We start from the raw sequence: 24,937 nt of genomic DNA, 5'->3' as shown, positions 1-24,937 counted from the left end.
GGGCTCCCGGGGACATGGGACAGGCTGGCTCTGGGCTACACGACTACACGGCCATGCCGTAGACGATGGTGAACAGCGTGCCGAGGGATCCGATGATGAACACGCCGGTCAGCCCGGCGATGATCAGACCCTTGCCCTGTTCGGCGCTGAAGGTGTCGCGGAGGGCTGTCGCGCCGATCCGCTGTTTGGCCGCGCCCCAGATCGCGATGGCGAGGCAGAGCAGGATCGCTACCGCCATCACCACTTCGATCATCACGCGTGCTTCGTTCCCCAAGGACCCGAAGGGTCCCCAGTTGGGGGCGATGCCACCGATAATGGTGTTGATGTCGCCCTTTGTGGCTGCCAGGAACATATGGAACTCACCACCCCGCTCGGTCAGTTGGAGCCCTCGCCGGGGCGCAAGGGTCCAGGGTCTATCTTGGCCGATGTGTCAACCGGTTCTTGTCGACTCGGCGACTTTCTCGACGGATCCCCCGTGTGATCCGGACCGCAGCGTCCAGAATGTTGCACGGACCGGTGTTCGATGGGACGTAGACGACTACTCTGTGTATCACGGGCGTCACCGTAGGGCAACGATTGGAACGAAGGCGCGGAGTAATGCTGCGGAAAGTCTGGCGCACTGTCACCACCCGTGCCCCGCGGCCCGGACATCACTCCTGAGAGGGCATGGCTGATGGCGAAGAAGGTCTGGCTCACCGTCACTCTCGGCTTCGGGCTGTGTCTTTCGTTCATGGCGCTGCTGGTGATCGGCACGTTCTCGGCCGCGGCGGGGTTAGCCGGCGGGAACGGCGGGTCGGTCACGCTCGCCAAGGGGGCGGTGCCGGCGATGTACCAGTCGATCGTGCAGAAGTGGGGCAACCTCTGCCCGGAGATCAATCCGGCGCTGCTGGCCGCACAGCTGTACCAGGAGAGCGGCTGGGACCCGCGCGCGCAGAGCGCCGCCGCCGCGCAGGGCATAGCGCAGTTCATCCCGGGCACCTGGGCGTCGCACGGGGTGGACGGGAACGGGGACGGGAAGCGGGATGTGTGGGACCCGCAGGACGCGATCCCGTCGGCCGCCTCGTACGACTGCGAGCTGGCCAAGTACGTGAAGGACGTGCCCGGGGACCACAGCGACAACATGCTCGCGGCGTACAACGCGGGCGCGTACGCGGTGATCCACGCGGGCGGGATCCCGGCGTACCGCGAGACGCAGAACTACGTGAAGACGATCAGGACGTTGGAGAAGAGCTTCGCCGCGCCCGTGGGGCGCGTGGCGCCCTCCCAGCAGGCCGCGGCGGCGATCTACTACGCGCAGAGCAAGCTCGGCACGCCGTACCTGTGGGGCGGCAACGGGACGGCCGACCAGGGCGGGCGGTTCGACTGCTCGGGGCTGACGAAGGCGGCCTACGAATCGGTCGGTATCGAGCTGCCGCGGGTGGCCAACGACCAGTGGAACGCGGGGCCGCATCCCAAGCGGGACGAGCTGCTCCCGGGCGACCTGGTCTTCTTCGCCTACGACCTGACCGATCCCCGGTCGATCCACCACGTCGGACTGTACGTCGGGGGTGGGTACATGATCAACGCCCCGTACACCGGGGCGGTCATCCGCTTCGACAAGATCGACACACCGGACTTCATCGGTGGGACCCGCGTGACGAAGGACGGCGCGCAGGCGCTGCCGACTACGAGCTCCGCGTGAGGCTTTGGCCCTTGGATGCGCTTTCCGATCTCTCTTGGATAACTTCCTGGTGATCATCCGGTAGAGACCGGAACGCTACGTACCGTGTGCGCCGTTGCACAGGGAGAATGGCGAGAAGAAACGGCGTTCATGGCCTGGAGGCCAGCAGCGGGGCCGGAGTATGGATCAGGTAAGGGGCACCACCACATGGCAGAGCACGCGACCGACGGCTCGAACCCCGACCTGGGCCTGCTGCGCGACATCAACGGCCTTGCCAAGGACTCCCCGCACTGGGTAGACCGCGCCGTGGAGTTCATCGGCGAGTACGGGTTGATCGTGCTGATGCTGATGCTGGCCGGCTGGTGCTGGTGGCGGGTCGCGCGGCGCAGCGAGCAGGCGCCCGCCGCGGTCGCCGGGGTGGTGTGGTCCGGCCTGGCGGCCGGGATCGCGCTGCTGCTCAACATCCCGGTGCGCGGACTGGTGGAGCGCCCCCGGCCCTTCGTGGACCATGAGGGGCTCGATGTCCTGATCAGGGGCAAGAGCGACTTCTCGTTCGTGAGCGATCACGCGACGCTCACCATGGCCATGGCCGTCGGGCTGTTCATGGTCAGCCGCAAGGTGGGCCTCGTCGCCATACTGATCGCGCTCGCCGAGGGTTTCTGCCGGGTCTTCATGGGCGTGCACTACCCGACCGACGTGATCGGCGGCTTTGCCCTCGGTACGGCCACGGCGCTGCTGCTCGCGCCGCTCGCGATGGCGCTGCTGACGCCCGTCACGACGGCGATGGCCCGGTCCCGGCTGCGCGGCCTCGTCCGGTCTCCCGCGCGGCGCGGTGGGGCGTACCCGATGCCCACCGCGTACGACAAGGACCTGGCGGCCTGAGGCCGCACGGCTGGGCCTGCCGGCCCCCGCAACGGGTCCGGAGGACCTACAGGGCCTACAGGGCCTGCGGGAAGTCGAAGAGCCGGTCCGGGTCGTACTTCTTCTTCAGCTCCGTCAGACGGGTCGCGGCGCTGCCGTAGTAGGCCTGCCGCCAGTCCTTCAGGGCCGGGTCCGTGTAGTTCTGGTAGGCGGAGCCCGAGGCGTAGCGGCGCATCGCCCCGTAGAGGGTGTCCAGCCAGGTCGTCCGGCTGAGGGCGTCCGAGGCGATGTACTGCGCCAGGAAACGTGAACGGCGGTGGACGAACGCCGTCGCGCCGGGGTCGACCCGGTTCACCGCGCCGCCCAGGGCGGTCAGCGCCACGCTGCCGGTGCCGCCGCCGGAGAGCGAGCCGAGCCGCTCGACCTGTCCGAGCAGGGCCTGGATGCCGGCCGGCGCCAGCGAGTGGTCGTAGAAGTCGGAACGGCCGGTGTACGTCTCGCGGTTCAACCGGCCCTTGGGCTGCAGATGGCACTCGGCGGTGGACAGGCCCGAGCAGCCGGCGTACGAGAACATCGCCTCCATGTACGAGTGCGGGTGCGTCGAGAACGAGGGCGAACCGCCCCCGACGGCCCCGGCGAGCCGGTCAACGGCATTGGCCAGATCGGTCCGCGAGCCGGTCGACAGGGTGGCGAGGGAGACCGTCGGCGAGCCGCCCGCCGGCCCTTCCAGGTGCAGCGCCGACCAGATCTGGTCCGGCTGGTCGGGCCCCCACTCCTGCCAGGCGCGGACGACGGCCGCCGCCCGGCTCCATGGCCAGGTGGCGTACCCGACCACGACGGAGGGCGCGGGATGGGTGGCGAAGCGGAGCTCGGTGACGACGCCGAAGTTGCCGCAGCCGGCGCCGCGCAGCGCCCAGAAGAGGTCGGAGTTGGCGGTCGCGTCGCAGTCGAGCTGTTTGCCGTCCGCGGTGATGATGGTGGCGCCGGTGAGGCTGTCACAGGTCAGACCGTACGAGCGGCTGAGCACGCCATGGCCGCCGCCGAGGGTGAGGCCGGAGACGCCGACCGTGGGGCAGGAGCCGGCGGGGATCGTCCGGCCGTGTTCGCCGAGCCGGGAGTACACCTCGATGAGTTTCGCGCCGGCGCCGACGGTGGCGGCCGTGCCGCTGGTCGCTACGGAGTTGAGCCGGGACACGTCCAGGACGAGGTGGTCCTGGCCGCCGCTGGACCAGCCCGCGTACGAGTGGCCGCCGCTCCTGACCGACAGCCGGACCGACCGGGAGCGGCGGGCGAAGTCCAGGCACTCGCGGATGTCGTCCGGGCCCGAGGCGTAGGCGATGGCGGCGGGACGCAGCCCGTCGAAGCGGGTGTTGTAGAGCCGGCGGGACGTGTCGTACGCGCTGTCGTCCGGGCGGACGAGCGCGCCGGTCAGGCCCTTGGCCAGGGCCGGCCAGTCCGGCGGTGAGCTGGGGGTGGCGGTGGTGGAGCCGGAGCCGCTCGGGGCGGCCGGGGTACGGGTGGGGCTCGGCGGCTTCGCGTCGTCGCCGTGGCTCGCGCCGCAGCCGGCCAGCCACGTCGACGCGGCGACGCCGTATCCGGCGCGGAGCGCATCTCGTCGGTTCACGGCCGCAGCCTCCTGCCCGGGGCCCGCCGTCGGCGGGCGACTGCTCACCCTCCTACCCGCCGCGGGCCGTACGCAAGAGGCGGCCGGTTCGGGAAAGGCGCGAGGGGCGCCGGTCGGGGGAGATCAGGGGCGCGTCAACCGCCCGTGTGGGCCTCGGCGTCCCGGCGGGCGCGGTCGCGGGCGCGGCGGGCGGGGCCCTTCCAGCCGCAGGAGCAGCGGGCGGAGGCGAAGGAGCCCTTGTCGGTGACCGTCGTGTGGTGGGTTGCGGACGGGGCGGCATCGGACTGGATGAGCACACAACCACGGTACGGGACGCGCGGGCGGGTCGTGGAGGGGCTGATTCCACCCGCGTGCGGCCGCCGGCCGCTCCCTCGCGCGCTTCCGCGCGACCGGCGCCTCCCCGTGGTTCGGGGCGGGCGCCGTTACGGGGGCGGGCGGCTCGTCGTTAGTCGGACGAGGCCGGTTGCGGGATTCCCAGGGGGTAGCGGGCGATGGTGATGCAGCGCAGGCGGATGGTGACGGCCGCCGCCGCGGCGGGGTTCGTGTGCGGGGTGGCGGTGCTGACGGGGTGTGCCGGGGACGGCGCGGCCGCCGACGGGCTGGGGGCGGACACCGGCGACTCGGTGCGCCGGGCCGCCGACGCCCTGGTCCGGGCGGGGAGTTCGAAGGTCACCACGTCGATGGAGATGGCGAGCGGCGGGACGCGGGTGATGATCACCGGGGCCGGCGGCTTCGACTACCGCAAGGGCCTCGGCGAGCTGCGGATCACCCTCCCCGAGGACGCGGCCGGAGCCCAGGAGCACCGCCCGGTCACCGAGCTGATGACGCCGGGGTCGCTGTACATGAAGGACCGCGGCGCGGGGGTGCCCGCCGACAAGTGGGTGCGGGTGGACACCACGCAGCTCTCCGACGGCAACCTCGTGACCGGCGGCGCGACCGATCCGCTGGCCGCGGCGGAACTCCTGCGCGGGGCGCAGCAGGTGGAACTGGTCGGGGACGAGACGCTCGGCGGGGTGAAGGTGCGGCACTTCCGGGGTGTGACGGACATCGCGCGCGCGGCCCGCGGTGCCTCGCCGGCCACCCGGCAGCCGCTGGCGGCGGCGGCCAAGGGATTCTCCGTGACGCGGGTGCCGTTCGATGTGTACCTCGACGCGCAGGGGCGGCCGCGCAAGGTCAGCCAGCGCTTCACGTTCAGCAGTGGCGCGAGCGGCGGCGCGAGCAGCGCAACGAGCGGCGCTGCGAGCGGTCGGAGTGGTGCCGGGACCCCGGGCGGCAAGCCCAGTGCGCCGAGCGATGTGACGGTGACATCGACCACGGTGTTCGACGCGTTCGGTCTGCAGGTGAACGTCGTTCTGCCGAAGTCGGCCGATATTTACAACGGGAAGATCGTTACTGCACCTCCGAAATGACGGTGGTCTAAATGGTCCGTCCGTGCCATGCGCGGACCGTGTGCGGGTGCCTACTCTGACCAGTGGCCGATAGAACCGGCCACTGCTCGAGGACGAGGAGGTGGTGCACGTGGCTTTGTCTCGCGAATCGCACATGTCTACGCATAACGGGTCGAGTCAGGACTTCGTGGCCCTCGCGGAGATCGAGCTGTGCGGCGAGCTGATGATTGCGGCTTCCGCCGCCGGTGAGGAGCGGTTGAGCTTCGCCCGGATCGACGAGGTGCTCGAAGTGGACCGGACGACGGAGCTTCAGCCGGTGCGGATTCCCGCGCAGGCGGCCCGGCGCCCGAACTGAACCAGCGCATCACCGCAGCACGGAACCACCGCAGCACCGAACCATCGCAGAACCATCGCAGGAACAGCCGTCCTGGTCGCCGGCCGGGTCCGTGGGAACGCCCGCGGGTCCGGCCGCCGGTCGGGGCTCAGGTGCGCAGCAGCCGGGCTATGGCCGCGGTCGCTTCGGCGACCTTGTCGTCGATCTGGGGCCCGCCCTCGGCGGCGGCAGCGGCGACGCAGTGCCGCAGGTGCTCCTCCAGCAGCTGCAGCGCGAAGGACTGCAGGCCCTTGGTGCTGGCCGAAACCTGTGTGAGGACATCGATGCAATAGACGTCCTCCTCCACCATGCGCTGGAGCCCGCGGATCTGGCCCTCGATCCGGCGCAGGCGCTTGAGGTGGGCGTCCTTGTTGCTGCTGTAGCCGTGCGGGCCCGGCGGGCTGTGCGGTGCCACGGCGCTCGGCGCGGCCTCCGCGGCCTCGTCGGCCTGGCCGGTCTCGGTGGTCGTCATCCCGTTCTCCCTGCCCCGAAAATACCCCTGGTGGGTATATCTTACCGAATCGGTACCTTGTACGACCGGCCCCGGTGAGGGGCAGTCTGTCCGATGGGCGACACTGGGTGACGCCCGTTAGCCGTGGCCGGATGATGCGCCTAGCATCAACGAGACCTGACGAGACCGAATCCGATGCACCCCGAGGACCTCACGTGCGCTTTCGTCTGACCCCCAGGGAGACGAGCTTCTATGACATGTTCGCCGCATCCGCGGACAACATCGTCACAGGTTCGAAGCTCCTCATGGAACTGCTCGGGGCCGATTCGGCCACGCGTATCGAGATCGCCGAACGGATGCGGGCGGCGGAGCACGCGGGGGACGACGCGACCCACGCGATCTTCCACCAGCTGAACTCCTCCTTCATCACGCCGTTCGACCGTGAGGACATCTACAACCTCGCGTCGTGTCTCGACGACATCATGGATTACATGGAAGAAGCCGTCGACCTGGTCGTTCTCTACCAGGTGGACGAGCTGCCGAAGGGTGTCGAGCAGCAGATCGAGGTGCTGGCGCGGGCCGCGGTGCTGACTGCCGAGGCGATGCCCAACCTCCGGACGATGTCGAACCTCACCGAGTACTGGATCGAGATCAACCGGCTGGAGAACCAGGCGGACCAGGTCCACCGCAAGCTGCTCGCGCACCTGTTCAACGGCAAGTACGACGCCATGGACGTGCTGAAGCTCAAGCAGATCGTGGACGTACTGGAAGAGGCCGCGGACGCGTTCGAGCATGTCGCGAACACCGTGGAGACCATCGCGGTCAAGGAGTCCTGACCTTCTGTGGACACCTTTGCACTGATCGTGACCATTGGCGTCGCGCTCGGATTCACCTACACGAACGGGTTCCACGACTCGGCGAACGCCATCGCCACGTCGGTGTCGACGCGCGCGCTGACGCCCAAGGCCGCGCTCGCCATGGCCGCGGTGATGAACCTGGCCGGTGCCTTCCTCGGCAGCGGCGTCGCCAAGACGGTCAGCAAGGGGCTCATCGAGACGCCCCAGGGGAACTCCGGGATGGCCGTCCTGTTCGCGGCCCTGGTGGGCGCGATCGTATGGAACCTGGTCACCTGGTACTTCGGACTACCGTCGAGTTCCAGCCATGCCCTGTTCGGCGGAATGGTCGGCGCGGCCCTCGCGGGCGGCATCACCGTCATCTGGTCGGGTGTGCTCGACAAGGTCGTCATCCCGATGTTCCTGTCGCCGGTGGTCGGCCTGGTGGTCGGTTATCTGGTGATGCTCGCCATCCTGTGGATGTTCCGGAAATCCAACCCGCACAAGGCCAAGCGCGGTTTCCGGATCGCGCAGACGGTCTCGGCGGCGGCGATGGCGCTGGGTCACGGTCTGCAGGACGCGCAGAAGACGATGGGCGTCGTGGTGATGGCCCTGACGATCGCCGATGTGCAGAACGGCGACTCGATCCCGATCTGGGTGAAGTTCGCGTGCGCGGCGACGCTGTCGCTCGGCACCTACGCCGGTGGCTGGCGGATCATGCGGACGCTGGGGCGCCGCATCATCGAGCTGGACCCGCCGCAGGGCTTCGCGGCCGAGACGACCGCCGCCTCGATCCTCTACACGACCTCGTACGTCTTCCAGGCGCCCGTCTCGACGACGCATGTGATCACCTCGGCGATCATGGGTGTCGGCGCGACGAAGCGGGTCAAGGCCGTGCGCTGGGGTGTCGCCAAGAACATCGTGGCGGGCTGGTTCATCACGATGCCGGCGGCGGCCATCGTCGCCGCGGTCGCCTACTGGATCGTCGAGCTGATCTTCTGATCCGCAGGAGCTGAGATCAAAAGGAATGGGCCCGCCCCCCTCACGGGGGCGGGCCCTTCGCCTTGCGGTGGCACCGCCATGCAGCACCGCAGGACGGTTCAGGTGCCGGCCTAGCCGAAGCGGCCGGAGATGTAGTCCTCCGTGGCCTGGACCGACGGGTTGGAGAAGATCCGCTCGGTGTCGTCCAGCTCGATGAGCTTGCCGGGCTGGCCGACGGCCGACAGGTTGAAGAAGGCGGTGCGGTCCGAGACGCGCGCTGCCTGCTGCATGTTGTGCGTCACGATCACGATCGTGAAGCGGGACTTCAACTCGCCGATCAGGTCCTCGATCGCGAGGGTGGAGATCGGGTCGAGCGCCGAGCAGGGCTCGTCCATCAGCAGGACCTGCGGCTCGACCGCGATGGCGCGGGCGATGCAGAGCCGCTGCTGCTGGCCGCCGGACAGGCCCGAGCCGGGCTTGTTCAGCCGGTCCTTGACCTCGTTCCAGAGGTTGGCGCCCTTGAGGGACTTCTCGACGACGTTCTCCAGCTCGCTCTTGCGGCGCATGCCGTTGAGCTTGAGGCCGGCCGCCACGTTGTCGAAGATCGACATCGTGGGGAACGGGTTCGGGCGCTGGAAGACCATGCCGACGGTGCGGCGGACCGCTACCGGGTCGACGCCCGACGCGTAGAGGTTCTCGTCGTCCAGCATGACCTTGCCCTCGACGCGGCCGCCGGGGGTGACCTCGTGCATCCGGTTCAAGGTGCGCAGGAAGGTGGACTTGCCGCAGCCGGACGGGCCGATGAAGGCCGTCACGGAACGGGGCTCGACGGTCATCGAGATGTCGTCGATCGCCTTGTGGTTGCTGTAGTAAGCGGAGAGACCGCTTACGTCGATGCGCTTGGCCATGGTGGGGCTCTCCATCAGAGGTCGCTGGGTTGGTCGCGTCAGCGACCGGTCTTGGGGGCCTTCCAGCGGGCGATGCCGCGAGCCACCATGTTCAGGATCATGACGAAGGCGATCAGTACCAGGGCCGCGGCCCAGGCTCGGTCGTACGACGCGTCGTTGCCGTTCTGGAACTGCTCGAAGACGTAGTACGACAGGGAGGACTGACCACCCTCGAAGGGGTTGTTGTTGATGATCTGGCTGCCGAAGACCAGCAGCATGATCGGCGCGGTCTCGCCGGTGATGCGGGCGACGGCCAGCATGACGCCGGTCGTGATGCCGCCGATGGCCGTGGGCAGGACCACCTTGAGGATGGTGCGCCACTTCGGGACGCCCAGCGCGAGGGACGCCTCACGCAGCTCGTTCGGAACGAGCTTGAGCATCTCCTCGGTCGAGCGGACCACGACCGGCAGCATCAGGATCGTCAGGGCCATCGAGCCGGCGAAGCCGGACGGGCCGTTGCCGAGCATCAGGACCCACACGGTCAGGATGAACAGACCGGCGACGATCGACGGGATGCCGGTCATGACGTCCACGAAGAACGTGACGGCCTTGGCGAGCTTGCCCTTGCCGTACTCGACCAGGTAGACCGCCGTCAGCAGACCGATCGGGGTGGCGATCAGCGTCGCGATGCCGACCTGCTCGATGGTGCCGATGATCGCGTGGTAGATGCCGCCGCCGGGCTGGATCGTGATGACCCCGCCCATCGAGTGGCTGAGGAAGTTGCCGTCCAGGACCTTCAGGCCCTTGGAGATCGTTGTCTCGATCAGCGAGTACAGCGGGACGATGGCCACGATGAAGCAGGCCCAGACGACACTGGTGACGACCCGGTCCTTGGCCTGCCGGCGGCCCTCGACGGCCGTGGTCACCGCGTAGGTGCCGGCCACGAAGAGCAGCAGCGCGATCATGCCCCACTGGATCCGGCTCTCCAGCCCGGCCGCGAGGCCGATGCCGATACCGAGCACGATCGCGGCGGTGGCGATGGCGGCCGGTGCCCAGCGGGGCATCCGGCGCTGCGACAGCTGCCGGGTCGCCGGGACCGCGGCGGGCGCCTTGTCGGCGATGGTGTGGCTCATGCGTTGGCCCCCGAGTACTCCTTGCGGCGGGCGATGATCAGGCGGGCCGCGCCGTTCACCAGCAGCGTGATGACGAACAGGACGAGGCCGGAGGCGATCAGCGCGTCACGTCCGAACGGTGACGCCTCGCCGAACTTGGCGGCGATGTTCTGCGCGAAGGTCCCGCCGACCGGGTCGAGGAGCTTCGCGGACAGCACCGGGGAGGCCGACAGGACCGTGGCCACAGCCATCGTCTCGCCCAGCGCGCGGCCGAGGCCGAGCATCGAGGCGCTGATGATTCCGGAGCGGGCGAACGGCAGCACCGACATCCGGATGACTTCCCAGCGGGTCGCGCCGAGCGCGAGCGCCGCTTCCTCGTGCATCTTCGGCACCTGCCGGAAGACTTCACGGCTGACGTTGGTGATGATCGGCAGGATCATGATCGCCAGCAGGATGCCGACGGTGAAGAGCGAACGGGCCGCGCCCTCGGGGTCGGTCTTGTCGAAGACTCCGGTCCAGCCGAGGTACTCGTCGAGCCAGAGGTTCAGGCCCTTCAGGTGCGGCACGAGGTAGATCGCGCCCCACAGGCCGTAGATGATGCTCGGGATCGCGGCGAGCAGGTCGACGACGTAGGCGAGCGGGGTGGCCAGCCGGCGCGGCGCGTAGTGCGAGATGAACAGCGCGATGCCGACCGCGATCGGGACCGCGAGAGCCATCGCGATCACGGAGCTGACGATCGTGCCGTAGATCAGGACGCCGATGCCGAAGACCGGCGGGGTCGCGTTGGCGTCCCATTCGAAGCTGGTGAAGAAGTTCGCGTGGTCCTGGGAGATGGCGTGCGTCGCGCGGATCGTGAGGAAGACCGCGATCGAGGCCATGACGACCAGGAGGAAGATGCCGGACCCGCGGGCGAGGCCGCTGAACACGCGGTCCCCGATACGGGTGACGGAACCCTGGGAGGGGGGAGGCAGAGCGCTGTCTGTCGGTGTTATGTCCATGAGGTTCTCCGGTCTGGGTGGGGGATGGCTCCCCCGGCGGCGGTGCACCGGAATGTGCGGCCGGCCCCGTGCCGTGAGGTACGGGGCCGGCCGCGCGTGCTAGGAGAGGGTCGCGATCTGGGCGCGGACCTTGGTGGCGATCTCCGTCGGCAGCGGGGCGTAGCCGATGGCGGAGAGGCCCTTCTGGCCGTCCTCGCTCGCGATGTAGGTGAGGAAGGACTTCGCCAGCTCGAGCGTGTCGGCCTTGTTGCCCTTGTCGCAGGCGATCTCGTACGTGACGAGGGCCAGCGGGTAGGCGCCCTCGGCCTTCGTGTCGTAGGCCAGCTTCAGCGACAGGTCGGTGCCGGTGCCGGTGACCTTGGCCTCGGCGATGGCCTTGGAGGCGTTCTCCGAGGAGGCCGCGACGGGGGCAGCCGCGCCGGTGGCGAGCTTGACCGTCTGCAGGTTGTTCGCGGTGGCGAACGACAGCTCGAAGTAGCCGATGGTGCCCTCGGCCTGCTTCACGTTGGAGGCGATGTCGGCGGAGCCGGGAGCGGACTGGCCGCCCTTGCCCTTCCACGCCTTCGCGTGGTCGTAGGGCCACTCGGCCTTCGCCGTCGCGTTGAAGTACTTGGTCAGGTTGTCCGTGGTGCCCGAGTCCGTCGAGCGGTGGAACGCCTGGATGTTGCTGCTGGGGAGCTTGGCGGTCGGGTTGAGCTTCTTGATCGCCTCGTCGTCCCACTTGGTGATCGTCGAGTTGAAGATCTTCGCGAGGGTCGGCGCGTCCAGGACCAGGTTGTCGACGCCCGGCAGGTGGTAGCCGATCGCGATCGGGCCGCCGACCATCGGGAGGTCGATGCCCTGGCCGCCCTTGCAGATCGTCTTCGAGGCGGTGACCTCTTCGGGCTTCAGCGGCGAGTCGGAGCCCGCGATGCTGACGGCGCCCTGGTTGAACTGGGTGACACCCTCGCCCGAGGACGAGCTCTTGTAGTTGATGTTCGTGCCGGAGCACGCCGCCATGTAGTTCTTGACCCACACGTCCATCGCGTTCTTCTGCGCGCTGGAGCCGGAGGCGAGCAGCTGACCACCCTTGGCACACGCGATGGAGCTCTTCGCGGCGTCCGAGGTCTTGGTGTCGCCGGGCGAAGCGTTGTTGTCGGAACCACAGGCGGTCAGGACCAACGCGCTGGAAACCGCGACCGCGCCGACGGTCAGGGCGCGCAGTCCGCTGTTACGGGAAAGCTTCACCTTCTGTGTTCCTTCCAGGAGCCCGCCGGTGGACGGCGAAGCAGAGGTATGGAGGTCTGCATCCACCCGGCACAGCGTGATGCTCACCGGTAAGGCCGAAATTAGGCAGGGGAAGTGAATCGACCAACGGGAGAGGGTGAACGCAAGGTGAACCTCGTCTATCAGTGCGGGGCGGGTCGTCGCCGGCGCCGCTCCGAGAGGCGTGAGGGTGCCCTGGGGCAGGTGGTGCCGGCCCGGGAAAACCCTGGTCCGGGGCGGGTCGGGACCGGCTCCGCCTACCGCTGCCGAGCGGCGCCGGGCCGTACGGCGCGCAGCAGGGCGTCGACGAGCGGGCGGTCGCGCTCGTGCGTGAGACGGTTGCGCGCCGCCGCCGGGGGGAGCCAGACGAGCCGGTCGACCTCGTCGTTGACGGCGAAGGTGCCGCTCACGGCCTCGGCGGCCCAGTAGCGGACCTCCTTGGGGCGCCCGTCGGCAAGGTAGCGGGCGGTCGGCAGCGGCGTGCCGAGCACGCACTCCATGCCGGTCTCCTCGCGGACCTCCCGCAGCGCGGCCGCCACCGGGTCCTCACCGCGTTTGAGCTTGCCTTTCGGGTGCGACCAGTCGTCATATTTCGGTCGGTGGATCAGCGCGATCTCCACGCCGCCGTCATGGGGCGAACGGCGCCAGAGGACCGCGCCCGCGGCCAGGACGGGGGGCTGTTCCCCCGGGGAACGCAGCATCGTGGCTCACCTCGAACCGGGGACGGCGGGGACGGTGGCGGGCGGTACGGAGGTGCGCTGCCAGAGGCGGGCGAAGGCGAAGCGGGCCGCCTCGACCTCCTGGCGCTGGTCGGCGTGGAGCACGCCCAGCGCGTACGCGGTCGCCGGGGCGATCCGCGGGGTGCGGGCGGCGGTCGCCACCGCGGTGGCGGACTCGGCGGCCTCCCGGTGCCGTTCCAGCAGCCGTGCCGCGTCCTTGAGCCGCTCGTGCAGGCCCCCGGCGGCGTCGGCGTCCAGGCTGCCGGGGTCCTGGCTGCCCGGGTCCTGGGTGCCGTCGGAGCCGGGCTCGTCGGGCGGCCAGACCTCGGCGGCGTAGCGGCTGAGCCGCAGCAGGGTGCGGGCCTGGTGCCACGGGGCGTCCTGCAGGTCGCTGGTCAGCTCGGGGCCGAGCGCGGCGCGCACGGCGTCGGCGTTGTACGGGTGCCCGGCGCGCGCCAGCGGCAGCGCCGCGGCCGCCTCGGCGATCCGGTGGTGCGCCAGCCCCGCGAGCGGGGGCAGCCGTACGGCGGCGGGTGCGTCGGCCGCCGCGGTCAGCGGCACTTCGGAGGCCAGTACGGCGACGGCGTCGGCCACCGCGTGGAACCGCGACGAGCCCAGCGCCTGCAGCGCGGCGGAGTGCGCCCGGGTGCGCGCCAGCGTCAACTGCCGTTCCAGCAGCGCTCCCGCGCGGGCCGCCCCGACCGCCAGCGGCCCCTGCGCGGCAGTGGCGGTGGCGGGCTCGGCGGCAAGGACCGGGTCGTCCGACTCCGGGGCCGGCCGGTCGGGCTCGGAGGCCAGCCGGTGCAGGGCCGAGAGCAGCCGGGTGAGCCGGGCGGCGTACTGGTGCTCGTGGGCCAGGGCCGTGGCGAGCCAGCTGAGCTCGATGCGCAGCGGGTCGGCCCAGCCGGGGTCGGTGAGCGGGCCGTACGTGTGCAGGGTCGCGCCGATCCGGCGGGCGGACCGGCGCAGCAGCAGGCCGGCGGCGGCCCCGTCGTCGTCGCCCTGGGAGCTCTGGCTCAGGGCGCGCAGGAACGTGGACGCCTGCTCATGGAGGTAGCCGGAGACCACCTCCCCGGCGCTCAGCGCGCCGAGGCGGGCCGGCTTCCCGTCGAGGACGGTTGCCGGCTGGCCGGCCTGGGCGTACGCGGTGTCACGGTGTCGCTGGGCCACGCCGGCGCCTCCGGGCGTCGATGAGCATCTCCTGGACACTGCCCAGCGGTTGGCCCTCGGGGCCGGTGCCGTGCCGGGTCCAGTTCCCGTCCGCCGCGAGGTGCCAGGATGCGGTGTCGTCCGACATCCCGGTCTCCAGCAGGCGGTTGAGGGTGGCGCGGTGGGCCGGGTCGGCGACCCTGACCAGCGCCTCGATGCGGCGGTCGAGGTTACGGTGCATCATGTCGGCGCTGCCGAACCAGACTTCGGGTTCGCCGCCGTTGCCGAAGATGAACACCCTGGAGTGTTCGAGGAAGCGGCCCAGGGTGCTGCGGACCCGGATGTTCTCCGACAGTCCGACGACGCCGGGCCGGACCGCGCAGATGCCGCGTACCCAGATGTCGACGGGTACACCGGCCTGCGAGGCGCGGTAGAGGGCGTCGATGATTCCTTCGTCGACGATGGAGTTGAGCTTCATCCGGATGTACGCGGGGCGTCCGGCCCGGTGGTGGGTGATCTCCTCCATGATCCGGGAGACCAGACCGTCGCGGAGGTTGCGGGGCGCCACCAGCAGCCGGTTGTAGACCTCGCGGCGCGAGTAGCCCGACAGCCGGTTGAACAGGTGCGAGAGGTCCGCGCCGACCTGCGGGTCGGCGGTGAGCAGGCCCAGGTCCTCGTAGAGCCGTGCGGTCTTGGGGTGGTAGTTGCCGGTGCCGATGTGGCTGTAGCGGCGCAGCGTGTCGCCCTCCTGGCGGACCACGAGCGACAGCTTGCAGTGCGTCTTCAACCCCACCAGGCCGTAGACGACATGGCAGCCGGCCTCTTCCAGCTTGCGGGCCCACTTGATGTTGGCCTGCTCGTCGAAGCGGGCCTTGATCTCGACGAGGACGAGGACCTGTTTGCCCGCCTCGGCCGCGTCGATGAGCGCGTCCACGATCGGGGAGTCGCCGGAGGTGCGGTAGAGCGTCTGCTTGATCGCCAGTACGTCCGGGTCGGCCGCCGCCTGGTCCAGGAAGGTCTGGACGGAGGTCGAGAAGGAATCGTACGGGTGGTGCAGCAGCACATCGCGTTCGCGCAGCGCCGCGAAGATGTCGGGCGCGGACGCCGACTCGACCTCGGCCAGGTCGCGGTGGGTGCCGGCGATGTACTTGGGGAACTTCAGCTCCGGCCGGTCCAGGCCCGCTATCGCGAACAGTCCGGTCAGGTCGAGCGGGCCGGGCAGCGGGTAGACCTCGGTGTGCTTCATCTTCAGCTCGTGCACGAGCAGGTCGAGCACCCTCGGAGCAATCGATTCTTCTACTTCGAGGCGCACCGGCGGCCCGAAGCGGCGCCGCATCAGTTCCCGCTCCAGCGCCTGGAGCAGGTTCTCGGTGTCGTCCTCCTCCACCTCCAGGTCCTCGTTGCGGGTGACCCGGAACATGTGGTGGTCCAGGACCTCCATGCCGGGGAAGAGCTCCTCCAGGTGCGCGGCGATGACGTCCTCCAGCGGGACGTAGCGCTGCGGGCTCGCTTCGAGGAAGCGGGAGAGGATCGGCGGGACCTTCACCCGGGCGAAGTGCTCGTGCCCGGAGACCGGGTTGCGTACGACGACGGCCAGGTTCAGGGAGAGGCCGGAGATGTACGGGAAGGGGTGCGCCGGGTCGACGGCCAGCGGGGTCAGCACGGGGAAGATCTGCTGGCGGAAGAGGGTGAACAGGCGGGCCTGCTCCTTCTCCGTCAGCTCAGCCCAGCGGATGACGTGTATGCCCTCGTCGGCCAGCTGCGGCGCGATGTCGTTCTGGAAGCAGGCGGCGTGCCGGGCCATGAGCTCACGGGACCGGGTGAGGATCAGGTCCAGTACGTCGCGGGGCTGCAGGCCGGACGCGGAGCGGGTGGCGACACCGGTCGCCATGCGGCGCTTGAGACCGGCCACCCGGACCATGAAGAACTCGTCGAGGTTGCTGGCGAAGATCGCGAGGAAGTTCGCCCGTTCGAGGAGTGGGGTGCTCGGATCCTCGGCGAGCTCCAGCACGCGTTCGTTGAACGCGAGCCAGCTGCGCTCCCGGTCCAGGAAGCGGCCCTGGGGAAGATCGCTGTCGGTCTCACCCTCGGTGGCGGGGCCGATGGGGGCCTCCACGTCGGGGACGACCTGGGGGCGGAAAGCGGTGCTGACCGTGCCCGCCCCATTGGGCTGACCGGGGACACCGGGTTGATTCATCGAGGCCATGGAGTACGAGCCCTCCTCCGGTTCCGGCACGTCGAACACGTCGTACGGCCTACCGGGAGCCCTCGGGGACCGCCCAGGGGCCGTCCGTTCATTGTCCCGTGCCGAACGGGAAAGCGGCAGGTCGGGCGGCGGGGGGTGCTGCTGGTTGGGGGGAGGGGCAGCGGGCTGCATTCCGTGATGCTCGCAAGGCATTCTGAATCAGCGGTAACGAGAACATGACGGGCCGGACAGCGGGGGGCGACTCCGTGGTGCACAAAGTCTCAGTACCGGCTCGGAACGATTCCGGTCCGGTTTCGGGCGGACCGCTCCGCCCGCCGTGCGCTACATCCGGCTCGGATCTCTGCGTCGTCCGCCGGGCTCAGCTCTCCGTGCGGTACATCAGGTCCGTCTCGTGGGTCGTGAAGCCCAGCCGCTCGTAGACGGTGACGGCCGGGATGTTGTCCGCGTCCACGTAGAGCATCGCGGTGGGCAGCTTCTCGTGGTCGGCGAGGTGGCGCAGGCCGATCGCGGTGAGCGCCTTGCCCAGGCCGCTGCCCTGCTCGTCCGGGTGGACGCCGACGACGTACACCTCGCCGAGCCGGTCCTCGCGGTGCACCTTCGTCCAGTGGAAGCCGACGACTTCCTCCCCGCGGACGGCGAGGAAGAAGCCCGCCGGGTCGAACCACGGCTCGGCCTTGCGGTCGTCCAGGTCACGCTGGGTGAGGGAGCCCTGCTCGGGGTGGTGCGCGAACGCGGCGGCGTTCACCGCCAGCCAGGCGGCGTCGTCCTGCCCGGGTACGAAGGTCCGTACGGTGACGCCCGCCGGGATCGGCGGCTCCGGCAGCGCGGGACCGCCGTCCAGCGGGCGGCGCAGCTGCCGCAGCTCCCGGAACATGCTCAGTCCGAGCTGTATGGCCAGGTGCCGGGCGGCCGGGTGGCCGCCGTGCGCCCACACCCGCAGCCGCTTGCCGCTGGCGCCGAGCAGCGCCCGGCCGAGCGCCTGGCCGTGGCCGTGCGCGCGGTGGGCGGGGCTGACCAGGAACTCGGCGGCGGGCGGCTCGACCGGGTCGGTGTCCTCGAGCTGCCCGTAGCCGGCCAGCTCGTCCCCCACGTACAGCAGCAGATGCTTCACGCCGGGGCGAGCGCCGCCGCGCAGATTGAGGCGGCCCTGCTCCGAGACCGCCCACTGCCCGTCGCGCGCCGCCGCCTCGCCGAGGAGCGCCAGGACGTCCCGCGCGGTGTCGGGCGCGAGCGCGTCCACGTTCTCGATCCGGCGGGTGGTCGGGGTGGGCTGCGCGGCGTCGGTCATGAACCCGAGCCTACGACCCGGCGATCGGTGATTTCGCCCCTATGGAGCCAAGGGGGTCGTCCGTCCGGATCACTCCCGTGGCCGTCGGCCGCTCCGCTCCGGCGGCCACCGGATCGCGGGCGGGTACGAGGACGGCCGCGGCACAGGCCGCGGCTGCCGCGACGGCGAAGCCGGGCCAGTAGCCGACGCCGGTGATCAGGGCGCCCATGACGGGTGGGACCAGGGCGGCCGTCAGGTTCTGGCCGGTGTTGTGGACGCCCAGCGCGCGTCCGGACCAGGCGGGCCCGGCGCCCTCGGCGGTGGCGGTGAAGGACAGGCCGTTGGTGCTGGCGGTGATGCCGATGGCCACCACCAGCGCGATGTCGGTGAGCGGGGAGGGGAAGGCCGCGGTCAGCGCGGTGGCGCCGATGACCGCGGTGGTGATCAGAGCCAGCTGCCGCATCGGCCGCATCCGGCTGCCGACCCGGTCCGACCAGCGGCCCGCGACGATCCGGGAGACCGCGCCCAGCCCTTGGCCCAGCGCCACCAGCTGCCCGGCCGCGACCGGCGACCAGCCGCGTACGTCGACCAGCAGCACCAGCGCGAAGGCGCCCGCCGTGAACTGCGGGACGACGAGCAGCGCGCCGGAGCCGTGGATGCGCCACAGCACCTTCGAGCCGCGGTACGGATTGGCGGTGCGGACGGCCGGGTCCTTGACGGCGCGGGCGGGGTCGGCGGCGAACGCGGCGATCAGGACCGCGATCACCCCGCAGACCACGGCGAGGAAGGCTATCGCGCCCCGGACCCCGTACGCGGCGGCGATCGGCGGCATGGTCAGCGCCGCCACGGCCATCCCGAGCGGGGTGGAGGTCTGCCGGATGCCCATGGCCAGCCCGCGTTCCCCGGCGGAGAACCAGCCCATCACCAGCCGGCCGCTCGCCGAGTAGACGGAGGCCGAGGCCGCGCCCGCCAGGGCGAGAACCAGGCCGAACGCGGCCATCGAGTGGATCCTCGTGGCCACCGCGAGCAGCACGGCCGCCACTCCCAGCCCCGAGGAGATGACGATGCGCTCGCCCCAGCGGTCGGCGGCGGCGCCCCAGGCGATCAGGGCCAGCACCAGCCCCGCCGTCGGGCAGGCGGCGAGCAGGCCGACCTGGGTGAGGGTGAGGTGCTCAGCGGTGCGCAACTCGTCGGCGAGGGACGGGATCGCGTAGACGAACGCGCAGGCCGAGGTCTGCGCGGCGGTTCCCAGGGCGAGCATCAGCCAGCGCTTCGCCGGCACGGTCGTCCGCTCGGGCGTCGGAGCCTGTGGCTGGGGTGAGTTGGGCGTCTGCATCGCTGGGTGCGCCTCCTCGGTCGGTGGTGGACACAACTATGCCGCCGTTCTGGATGGTGAGACAGATTGTTTCGCATCCTGGGACGATGGGCCGAGCGGCAGCCGACCGGCCGCTGAAGTTCCGCGAGTCGAAATCAGCTTTTAACCCTCGAACGCCTGTCGCGCTACGCGCGTTGACCCTAGGCTCCCCCAAATCGGCCACACCTGGACGGCTCTTTACCTTGAGGACTCAGAGGGAACCCATGTCTCTGGCACGTAGATTGACCGCCGCTGCCGCCGGGCTCGCGGCCATCGGCGCGCTCGCCGCCGCCGCGCCCGCGCACAGCGGCCACGGTGGCGGCCACGGCGGAACCGGCCACGGTGGCGGCGGCCACGACAGCCGCACCGTGGACCTCCAGCTGCTCGCGCTGAACGACTTCCACGGCAACCTGGAGCCGCCCGCCGGTTCGTCCGGCCGGGTCACCGAACTCCAGGCCGACGGCACCACGAAGACCGTCGACGCCGGTGGCGTCGAGTACCTGGCGTCGAGCCTGCGCACCGCCCGCCAGGGCCACGACCGCTCGATCACCGTCGCCGCCGGCGACATCGTCGGAGCGAGCCCGCTGATCTCGGGGCTCTTCCACGACGAGCCGACCGTCGAGGCGATGAACAAGCTCGGCCTGGACGTCACCAGCGTCGGCAACCACGAGTTCGACGAGGGCAAGGCCGAGCTGCTGCGCCTGCAGAACGGCGGCTGCCACCCCACCGACGGCTGTTACGAGAAGGGCCGCACGTTCAAGGGCGCCGACTACCCGATCCTCTCGGCGAACGTCGTCAACGAGAAGACCGGCAAGCCGCTGCTGGCGCCCTACTCGATCCAGAACGTGAACGGCGTCCGCGTCGGCTTCATCGGGGTCACGCTCAAGGGCACCCCGAACATCGTCTCCGCCGAGGGCGTCAAGGGCCTCAAGTTCCTCGACGAGGCCGAGACGATCAACAAGTACACCAAGGAACTGAAGCGCAAGGGCATCAACGCCGTCGTCGCGCTCATCCACGAGGGCGGCTTCCCCGCGTCGCCCGCGTACAACTACAACTGCGACGCGGGCGGCGCCGGTTCCGGCCTGTCCGGGCCCATCGTCGACATCGCCAAGAAGACCTCGGCCGACGTGGACGCGCTCATCACCGGGCACACCCACACCGCCTACGTCTGCACCATCCCCGACCCGGCGGGCAACCCGCGGCTGGTGACGAGCGCCTCCTCGTTCGGCCGGCTCTTCACCGAGCTGGACATGAAGTACGACCGCAGGACCCAGGACATCGTCCGCACGTCCGTCAAGGGCTCCAACCACGTCGTGGACCGCGTCCAGCCCAAGGCGGCGGACCTCACCAAGCTCGTCGACCACTGGCGCACGCTGGCCGCTCCGGTCGCCAACCGCACGGTCGGCTACATCGGCGCGGACATCAAGGCCAATGACTCCGACGGCAACGAGTCGCCGCTCGGCGACGTCATCGCCGACGCGCAGCTCGCCTACGGCAAGACACTCGACCCCAAGACGTCGATCGCCCTGATGAACCCGGGCGGCATCCGCACCGACCTCGTCTACGCGCCCTCCGGCAGTGAGGGGCCGGGCGTCGTCACGTACGGGGAGGGCTTCGCGGTCCAGCCGTTCAGCAACACGGTGAACCTCGTCGACCTGACCGGGGCCCAGGTGATCACCGCTCTGCAGCAGCAGGTCAGCGGAGCGAATCAGGCTTCGCCCAAGATCCTGCAGATTTCGTCGGGGCTGACGTACACGCTCGACCTGACGAAGACGGGTGCGGACCGCGTCGTCGCGGACACGGTGAAGCTGGGCGGGGTGCCGATCGACCCGGCCGCGACGTATCGCGTCGCGATGAACTCGTTCCTGGCGGGTGGCGGGGACGGGTTCGCCGCTCTCGGCTCTGGTGTCAATCCGGTCGTCGGTGGCGACGACCTCGCTGCGCTCAACGCTTATCTGACGGCCAACTCGTCGGCTGCCAGTCCGCTTGTGCCTCCGGCGGCGGACCGGATCACTGTCGTGAAGTAGCTGCTGCTGGTTGGGGGTTCGGGGGTCGGGTCCTCCGGGGTGGGGTTTCGAAATCGACTATTTAGGGCCTGGCGGCCCTCAAATAGCTCGGCAGCATTTCGAAACCACCCCTGCGGCCCCGGCCCCCTTACGTTCCTGCCTGCGCCGCTACTGCTGGTGGAGTGGTGGGTGCGCCCGGGAGGCGGACGGTGGCCACGGTGCCGCCGCCGCCGGCCGGGCGCAGGCTCACCTCGCCGCCGGACTGCTGGACGGTGCGGGCCACTATCGACAGCCCCAGGCCGCTGCCGGGCAGGCTGCGGGCGGACGGTGAGCGCCAGAAGCGCTCGAAGACGTGCGGCAGTTCGTCCTCGGGGATGCCGGGTCCGTGGTCGCGGACGGTCAGTACGCCGTGGTCGAGGCGTACTTCGACCGAGCCTGACGGCGGGCTGAACTTCACCGCGTTGTCGAGGAGGTTCACCACCGCGCGTTCCAGAGCGACCGGCTCCGCCCGCACGTACCAGGGCGCCATCTCGGCCCGGATCGTCAGATCCGGTCCGCGCAGCCTGGCCCGTTCCAGCGCCGCCTCCGTGATCTCGTGCAGCGCCACCACCTGGAGTGTGGGTGCCGCGTCAGGGCGGGAGAGCTCCTGAAGGTCGCCGATGAGCGCCGCGAGTTCCGTCATCTGCGCCTTCACGCTCGCCAACAGCGCCTTGCGGTCCTCCGGAGGGATCGGCCGCCCGGCTGCCTCACTGCGCTCCAGCAGCTCGATGTTGGTGCGGAGGGAGGTGAGTGGGGTGCGCAGTTCGTGGCCCGCATCCGCGATCAACTGCTGCTGCCGGTCACGGGACAACGCCAGCGCGGCCGTCATCGCGTTGAACGATTCGGAGAGTCGCGCGATCTCGTCCTCCCCCTCTACGGGGATCCGGACGCTGAGGTCTTCCGTGCGTGCGATGTGCTCCACGGTTTCGGTGAGGCGGTCGACCGGCTTCAGCCCGGCGCGGGCGATCAGCAGCCCGGCGGTGGCCGCGCCGACTACGCCGACGCCGGCGACTGCGAGCAGCACCCACGCGAGGGTGCTGAGGGACTTCTCGACCTCGTTGAGGGGGCGCGAGACGGAGACGGTGAACTGCTGGAACGGCCCAGGAGGGCCGCCTCTGGGCTTGAGCTGGACCTGGACCTGGGTGGTGTAGACGCGTACGGAGGCACCGGTGGTCGTCACACCGTCATGTGTGGTGCTGAGCCTTTCCTGGTTGGCCACCGCGATGTCCGATTGCTGCACGACTACCGCCGTGTTGTTGTGCAGGCTGACGCAGCGGTCCCCGTTGGGCTTGAGAACCTGCACGTTCACCACACCGGGAAACCGTTCTGCTCCGGGTGAGACATTGGGCGCGCAGTCGGCGGCTGCCGAAAGGACCGTGTTGGCGCTCAGCTCCTGGACGGAGGTTCGGAGCGAGCCGTCGAGCTGCTCCGTCAGCTGCTGACGGGTAATCAGCCAGCACGCCAGTGCAACCGCGGCCACCGCCACCGCCACCGCCCCAGCGGTGAGAATCGCCAACCGCGAACGGAGTGGCAACCGCTTCATGACTTGCCGTCCGGAGCCCGCAGCGCGTAGCCGACGCCTCGGACGGTGTGGACCAGGCGCGGGAGGCCGTCGATTTCGGTTTTGCGGCGGAGGTACATGACGTAGACGTCGAGGGAGTTGGAGGAGGGTTCGAAGTCGAAGCCCCAGACGGACTTGAGGATCTGCTCGCGGGTCAGGACCTGGCGCGGGTGGGCGAGGAACATTTCCAGGAGGGTGTATTCGGTGCGGGTGAGTTCGACGGGGCGGCCGGCTCGGGTTACCTCTCGGGTGGAGGTGTCCATGCGGAGGTCGGCGAAGGTGAGGGCGTTGTCCTCGTCGACGGCCGCCGCCGCGGCGGCGTAGGAGCTGCGGCGCAGCAGGGCGCGCAGCCGGGCGAGGAGTTCGTCGAGTTCGAACGGCTTGACGAGGTAGTCGTCGGCGCCCGCGTCGAGGCCGGTGACGCGGTCGCCGACGGTGTCGCGGGCGGTGAGCATCAGGATGGGTACGGTCACACCCGTGGCGCGCAGCCGGCGGGCGGTGGTGAGGCCGTCCATGCGGGGCATCAGGACGTCGAGGATGATCGCGTCCGGCTGGTAGCCGTCGACCTGGTCGAGGGCCGCCATGCCGTCGGCGGCGATGGCGGTGTCGTAGCCCTCGAAGGCGAGGCTGCGCTGCAGCGCTTCGCGTACGGCGGGCTCGTCGTCGACGATCAGGATGCGGGCGGGGGCCTCGCCGTTCTCGCCGGGGCTCATGGGGGTCGCGACCTCGTTGTGGTGAAGGGGGGCGGGGACGGCTATCAGCCTCGCACGGCGGCGGGGCGGTGGCGCGCGGCGCCGCGTCGGGCGGGTGCAGGGGCGGCGACTTCGGCGGCGCGGGGCGGCTGCGGCGCGGCCGGCGTCATCGGCATCCCGAGCGGCAGGTCGAGATCGGCGGGGCCGGTGCGGACGGCGGTGTCGGGTGCGGGGCCGCCCGCTCCCCAGGAGACGGCGGCGGCGAGTGCGTGCCGGGCACGGTTGACGTTGACGGTGATGGCGTTGCTGTTCATGGGACTGCCTCCCCTGGGTCGGAACTCGGGTGCGGAACGCGGATCAGTTGCTGCCGCCGCTGCGCAGTGAGTCGAGGTCGGCCTTCACGGTGTTGATCGGGATGGAGAAGCCGAGGCCGACGCTGCCGGCGTTGCTGCCCGAGGAGCCGGACGAAGCGGCCGAGTACATCGCGGAGTTGATGCCGATGATCTCGCCGTTCATGTTGATCAGCGCGCCGCCGGAGTTGCCGGGGTTGAGGGAGGCGTCGGTCTGTATGGCCTTGTAGGTGGTGGTGGAGTTGCCGGTGTCGCCGTTGTACTGGTTGCCGCCGAAGCGGAACGGCCACTGGTCGGAGCCGCCGCTGCCGCCTTGGCCCTGGCTCTCGTCGGTGGAGACGGTCACGTCGCGGTTCAGGGCGGAGACGATGCCGCTGGTGACGGTGCCGGTCAGGCCTTCGGGCGAGCCGATGGCGACGACCTGGTCGCCGACGGCGATGGAGTCGGAGTTGCCGAGCTTGGCGGCGGTGAGGCCGCCGGCGTTGTCGACCTTGATGAGGGCGAGGTCCTTCTTGGCGTCGGTGCCGACGACCTTGGCGGTGCCGGTCTTGCCGTCGCTGTAGGTGACCTTGATGCTGCTGGCGCCGGCGATGACGTGGTTGTTGGTGATGATCTCGCCGTTGCTGGTGATGATCACGCCGGCACCGGTGGACTGGCCGGCGTTGGACGTCGCGCCGATCTCGACGATGCTCGGGCTGACGGCGGAGGCGACGCCGGCCACGCCGGTCTTGCTGGAGCTGGCGTTGACGGCGCTGGCCGCGGCGGTGACGGTGGGGTGCGAGGTCGTGTTGCCGATCAGCGCCACCGTGCCGCCGCCGACGACGCCCGAGGCGATCGCGACCGCGGCGAACAGGGCGATCGGCTTGCGGATCTTGCGCCGCGGGGTGGGGACGGGGGAGGGGCCGGGAGAGGGCTGGGCGCCGGGGGGCGGTGGCGGGTACATCCCGCCGGAGCCGCTGCCTGCTCCGGGGGGAGCCTGGTGTGCCGCCGGTCCGCTGGGCCACACCGTGACCCCGGACGGGGTCGTCACGGGCTGCTCCGGCTCGTACGCCGGCGGGGGCGGATAGGCCGCGTTCGGGTCGTAGTCGCTGTTGCTGCGCTGCGTGTGATCGGTCATGTCAGTGACTCTGCGACGGGAATATGAGAGCTTCCTGAGTGCCCGCTGAGAAGCCCGACAGAAG

Annotated in this window: 24 protein-coding genes; 7 read left to right on the top strand and 17 right to left on the bottom strand. The window is 70.2% G+C overall.

Annotated features, from left to right (window positions below; translation table 11 throughout):
- Positions 1 to 43 precede the first annotated feature (43 nt).
- Entirely contained in the window at positions 44 to 352 is a 309-nt protein-coding gene (locus AC07DC_RS36565) for a hypothetical protein (RefSeq protein ID WP_138358463.1), read from the bottom strand.
- Between the two features lie 321 nt (positions 353 to 673).
- Here AC07DC_RS36565 and AC07DC_RS36560 point away from each other — a divergent pair, with 321 nt between their 5' ends.
- Both AC07DC_RS36560 and AC07DC_RS36555 read left to right on the top strand, forming a co-directional pair.
- On the top strand, positions 674 to 1,681 hold the full coding sequence (locus AC07DC_RS36560) for a C40 family peptidase (protein ID WP_478918924.1): 1,008 nt from the start codon (positions 674 to 676) through the stop codon (positions 1,679 to 1,681).
- Between the two features lie 186 nt (positions 1,682 to 1,867).
- Positions 1,868 to 2,542, top strand: a complete 675-nt coding sequence (locus tag AC07DC_RS36555) for a phosphatase PAP2 family protein (protein WP_478918923.1) — start codon at positions 1,868 to 1,870, stop codon at positions 2,540 to 2,542.
- A 55-nt stretch (positions 2,543 to 2,597) separates the two neighbouring features.
- On the opposite strand, the gene AC07DC_RS36550 is transcribed toward AC07DC_RS36555, so the two are convergent.
- Together AC07DC_RS36550 and AC07DC_RS36545 are read right to left on the bottom strand one after the other, a co-directional pair.
- Positions 2,598 to 4,145 carry an FAD-binding oxidoreductase gene (locus AC07DC_RS36550; protein ID WP_478918922.1) on the bottom strand — a complete coding sequence of 516 codons (1,548 nt, stop codon included), beginning with the start codon at positions 4,143 to 4,145 and terminating at the stop codon, positions 2,598 to 2,600.
- Positions 4,146 to 4,279: 134 nt separating this feature from the next.
- Positions 4,280 to 4,441 carry a hypothetical protein gene (locus tag AC07DC_RS36545; protein ID WP_478918920.1) on the bottom strand — a complete coding sequence of 54 codons (162 nt, stop codon included), beginning with the start codon at positions 4,439 to 4,441 and terminating at the stop codon, positions 4,280 to 4,282.
- A 195-nt stretch (positions 4,442 to 4,636) separates the two neighbouring features.
- Here AC07DC_RS36545 and AC07DC_RS36540 point away from each other — a divergent pair, with 195 nt between their 5' ends.
- Both AC07DC_RS36540 and AC07DC_RS36535 read left to right on the top strand, forming a co-directional pair.
- Complete coding sequence (locus AC07DC_RS36540; RefSeq protein ID WP_478918919.1) at positions 4,637 to 5,554, top strand: SCO4651 family lipoprotein; 918 nt, start codon at positions 4,637 to 4,639, stop codon at positions 5,552 to 5,554.
- A 133-nt stretch (positions 5,555 to 5,687) separates the two neighbouring features.
- Entirely contained in the window at positions 5,688 to 5,888 is a 201-nt protein-coding gene (locus tag AC07DC_RS36535; protein WP_478918917.1) for a hypothetical protein, read from the top strand.
- Between the two features lie 127 nt (positions 5,889 to 6,015).
- Here AC07DC_RS36535 and AC07DC_RS36530 read toward each other — a convergent pair whose 3' ends face one another.
- Positions 6,016 to 6,378 (bottom strand): metal-sensitive transcriptional regulator, encoded by a 363-nt coding sequence (locus AC07DC_RS36530; RefSeq protein ID WP_478918916.1) that lies wholly within the window; start codon positions 6,376 to 6,378, stop codon positions 6,016 to 6,018.
- A 194-nt stretch (positions 6,379 to 6,572) separates the two neighbouring features.
- On the opposite strand from AC07DC_RS36530, the gene AC07DC_RS36525 reads away from it, so the two are divergent.
- Both AC07DC_RS36525 and AC07DC_RS36520 read left to right on the top strand, forming a co-directional pair.
- Positions 6,573 to 7,193 (top strand): DUF47 domain-containing protein, encoded by a 621-nt coding sequence (locus AC07DC_RS36525; RefSeq protein WP_138358477.1) that lies wholly within the window; start codon positions 6,573 to 6,575, stop codon positions 7,191 to 7,193.
- A 6-nt stretch (positions 7,194 to 7,199) separates the two neighbouring features.
- Positions 7,200 to 8,192, top strand: a complete 993-nt coding sequence (locus tag AC07DC_RS36520) for an inorganic phosphate transporter (protein WP_478918915.1) — start codon at positions 7,200 to 7,202, stop codon at positions 8,190 to 8,192.
- 110 nt (positions 8,193 to 8,302) lie between these two features.
- Here the strand turns inward: AC07DC_RS36520 and pstB are convergent, their stop codons facing one another.
- The 9 genes from pstB to AC07DC_RS36475 form a co-directional block, all read right to left on the bottom strand.
- Positions 8,303 to 9,079 (bottom strand): phosphate ABC transporter ATP-binding protein PstB, encoded by a 777-nt coding sequence (gene pstB, locus AC07DC_RS36515; protein ID WP_478918913.1) that lies wholly within the window; start codon positions 9,077 to 9,079, stop codon positions 8,303 to 8,305.
- A 38-nt stretch (positions 9,080 to 9,117) separates the two neighbouring features.
- Positions 9,118 to 10,191: a phosphate ABC transporter permease PstA gene (gene pstA / locus AC07DC_RS36510; protein ID WP_478918912.1), complete on the bottom strand. Its 1,074-nt coding sequence runs from the start codon at positions 10,189 to 10,191 to the stop codon at positions 9,118 to 9,120.
- Complete coding sequence (gene pstC / locus AC07DC_RS36505; protein ID WP_478918911.1) at positions 10,188 to 11,168, bottom strand: phosphate ABC transporter permease subunit PstC; 981 nt, start codon at positions 11,166 to 11,168, stop codon at positions 10,188 to 10,190. The genes pstA and pstC overlap by 4 nt, the downstream gene beginning before the upstream one ends.
- A 99-nt stretch (positions 11,169 to 11,267) precedes the next feature.
- Entirely contained in the window at positions 11,268 to 12,395 is a 1,128-nt protein-coding gene (pstS, locus tag AC07DC_RS36500; protein WP_478918910.1) for a phosphate ABC transporter substrate-binding protein PstS, read from the bottom strand.
- A gap of 275 nt (positions 12,396 to 12,670) precedes the next feature.
- Entirely contained in the window at positions 12,671 to 13,114 is a 444-nt protein-coding gene (locus AC07DC_RS36495; protein ID WP_478918908.1) for an NUDIX hydrolase, read from the bottom strand.
- Between the two features lie 6 nt (positions 13,115 to 13,120).
- Positions 13,121 to 14,302, bottom strand: coding sequence for a CHAD domain-containing protein (locus AC07DC_RS36490; RefSeq protein WP_478918907.1), 1,182 nt, complete (start codon positions 14,300 to 14,302; stop codon positions 13,121 to 13,123).
- On the bottom strand, positions 14,283 to 16,487 hold the full coding sequence (locus AC07DC_RS36485) for an RNA degradosome polyphosphate kinase (RefSeq protein ID WP_478918946.1): 2,205 nt from the start codon (positions 16,485 to 16,487) through the stop codon (positions 14,283 to 14,285). The genes AC07DC_RS36490 and AC07DC_RS36485 overlap by 20 nt, the downstream gene beginning before the upstream one ends.
- 358 nt (positions 16,488 to 16,845) lie before the next feature.
- Complete coding sequence (mshD, locus tag AC07DC_RS36480; RefSeq protein WP_478918905.1) at positions 16,846 to 17,775, bottom strand: mycothiol synthase; 930 nt, start codon at positions 17,773 to 17,775, stop codon at positions 16,846 to 16,848.
- Positions 17,776 to 17,785: 10 nt separating this feature from the next.
- A complete protein-coding gene (locus AC07DC_RS36475) occupies positions 17,786 to 19,090 on the bottom strand; it encodes an MFS transporter (protein WP_478918903.1) in 1,305 nt (434 codons plus the stop codon).
- 242 nt (positions 19,091 to 19,332) lie between these two features.
- Between AC07DC_RS36475 and AC07DC_RS36470 the strand changes: the two genes are divergently transcribed.
- The gene (locus AC07DC_RS36470) at positions 19,333 to 21,135 is read left to right on the top strand and encodes a bifunctional metallophosphatase/5'-nucleotidase (protein ID WP_478918902.1); all 1,803 of its coding nucleotides are present in this window, start codon (positions 19,333 to 19,335) and stop codon (positions 21,133 to 21,135) included.
- A gap of 127 nt (positions 21,136 to 21,262) precedes the next feature.
- On the opposite strand, the gene AC07DC_RS36465 is transcribed toward AC07DC_RS36470, so the two are convergent.
- Genes AC07DC_RS36465 through AC07DC_RS36450 form a run of 4 tightly spaced genes read right to left on the bottom strand, consistent with a single transcriptional unit; the run spans position 21,263 to position 24,873 of the window.
- On the bottom strand, positions 21,263 to 22,696 hold the full coding sequence (locus AC07DC_RS36465; RefSeq protein WP_478918900.1) for a sensor histidine kinase: 1,434 nt from the start codon (positions 22,694 to 22,696) through the stop codon (positions 21,263 to 21,265).
- Positions 22,693 to 23,427, bottom strand: coding sequence for a response regulator transcription factor (locus AC07DC_RS36460; RefSeq protein ID WP_478918899.1), 735 nt, complete (start codon positions 23,425 to 23,427; stop codon positions 22,693 to 22,695). Before AC07DC_RS36460 ends, AC07DC_RS36465 begins: the two co-directional genes overlap by 4 nt.
- Positions 23,428 to 23,471: 44 nt before the next feature.
- The gene (locus AC07DC_RS36455; RefSeq protein ID WP_478918898.1) at positions 23,472 to 23,720 is read right to left on the bottom strand and encodes a hypothetical protein; all 249 of its coding nucleotides are present in this window, start codon (positions 23,718 to 23,720) and stop codon (positions 23,472 to 23,474) included.
- Between the two features lie 43 nt (positions 23,721 to 23,763).
- Complete coding sequence (locus tag AC07DC_RS36450; protein ID WP_478918897.1) at positions 23,764 to 24,873, bottom strand: S1C family serine protease; 1,110 nt, start codon at positions 24,871 to 24,873, stop codon at positions 23,764 to 23,766.
- Positions 24,874 to 24,937 lie beyond the last annotated feature (64 nt).

The organism is Streptomyces sp. NPDC045021 (genome assembly GCF_056432645.1).
The sequence above is the reverse complement of the archived record's forward strand: the minus strand, read 5'-3'. Positions and strand labels throughout refer to the sequence as shown.

Excerpts from the sequence above, each read along its gene's own strand:
- AC07DC_RS36465 (WP_478918900.1), bottom strand. The coding sequence starts at position 22,696 with ATGAAGCGGTTGCCACTCCGTTCGCGGTTGGCGATTCTCACCGCTGGG.
- AC07DC_RS36495 (WP_478918908.1), bottom strand. The coding sequence starts at position 13,114 with ATGCTGCGTTCCCCGGGGGAACAGCCCCCCGTCCTGGCCGCGGGCGCG.
- AC07DC_RS36535 (WP_478918917.1), top strand. The coding sequence starts at position 5,688 with ATGTCTACGCATAACGGGTCGAGTCAGGACTTCGTGGCCCTCGCGGAG.
- AC07DC_RS36470 (WP_478918902.1), top strand. The coding sequence starts at position 19,333 with ATGTCTCTGGCACGTAGATTGACCGCCGCTGCCGCCGGGCTCGCGGCC.
- AC07DC_RS36460 (WP_478918899.1), bottom strand. The coding sequence starts at position 23,427 with ATGAGCCCCGGCGAGAACGGCGAGGCCCCCGCCCGCATCCTGATCGTC.
- AC07DC_RS36455 (WP_478918898.1), bottom strand. The coding sequence starts at position 23,720 with ATGAACAGCAACGCCATCACCGTCAACGTCAACCGTGCCCGGCACGCA.
- AC07DC_RS36540 (WP_478918919.1), top strand. The coding sequence starts at position 4,637 with ATGGTGATGCAGCGCAGGCGGATGGTGACGGCCGCCGCCGCGGCGGGG.
- AC07DC_RS36530 (WP_478918916.1), bottom strand. The coding sequence starts at position 6,378 with ATGACGACCACCGAGACCGGCCAGGCCGACGAGGCCGCGGAGGCCGCG.
- AC07DC_RS36485 (WP_478918946.1), bottom strand. The coding sequence starts at position 16,487 with ATGGCCTCGATGAATCAACCCGGTGTCCCCGGTCAGCCCAATGGGGCG.
- AC07DC_RS36565 (WP_138358463.1), bottom strand. The coding sequence starts at position 352 with ATGTTCCTGGCAGCCACAAAGGGCGACATCAACACCATTATCGGTGGC.
- pstB (WP_478918913.1), bottom strand. The coding sequence starts at position 9,079 with ATGGCCAAGCGCATCGACGTAAGCGGTCTCTCCGCTTACTACAGCAAC.
- AC07DC_RS36450 (WP_478918897.1), bottom strand. The coding sequence starts at position 24,873 with ATGACCGATCACACGCAGCGCAGCAACAGCGACTACGACCCGAACGCG.
- AC07DC_RS36560 (WP_478918924.1), top strand. The coding sequence starts at position 674 with ATGGCGAAGAAGGTCTGGCTCACCGTCACTCTCGGCTTCGGGCTGTGT.
- pstA (WP_478918912.1), bottom strand. The coding sequence starts at position 10,191 with ATGAGCCACACCATCGCCGACAAGGCGCCCGCCGCGGTCCCGGCGACC.
- pstC (WP_478918911.1), bottom strand. The coding sequence starts at position 11,168 with ATGGACATAACACCGACAGACAGCGCTCTGCCTCCCCCCTCCCAGGGT.
- mshD (WP_478918905.1), bottom strand. The coding sequence starts at position 17,775 with ATGACCGACGCCGCGCAGCCCACCCCGACCACCCGCCGGATCGAGAAC.
- AC07DC_RS36475 (WP_478918903.1), bottom strand. The coding sequence starts at position 19,090 with ATGCAGACGCCCAACTCACCCCAGCCACAGGCTCCGACGCCCGAGCGG.
- AC07DC_RS36555 (WP_478918923.1), top strand. The coding sequence starts at position 1,868 with ATGGCAGAGCACGCGACCGACGGCTCGAACCCCGACCTGGGCCTGCTG.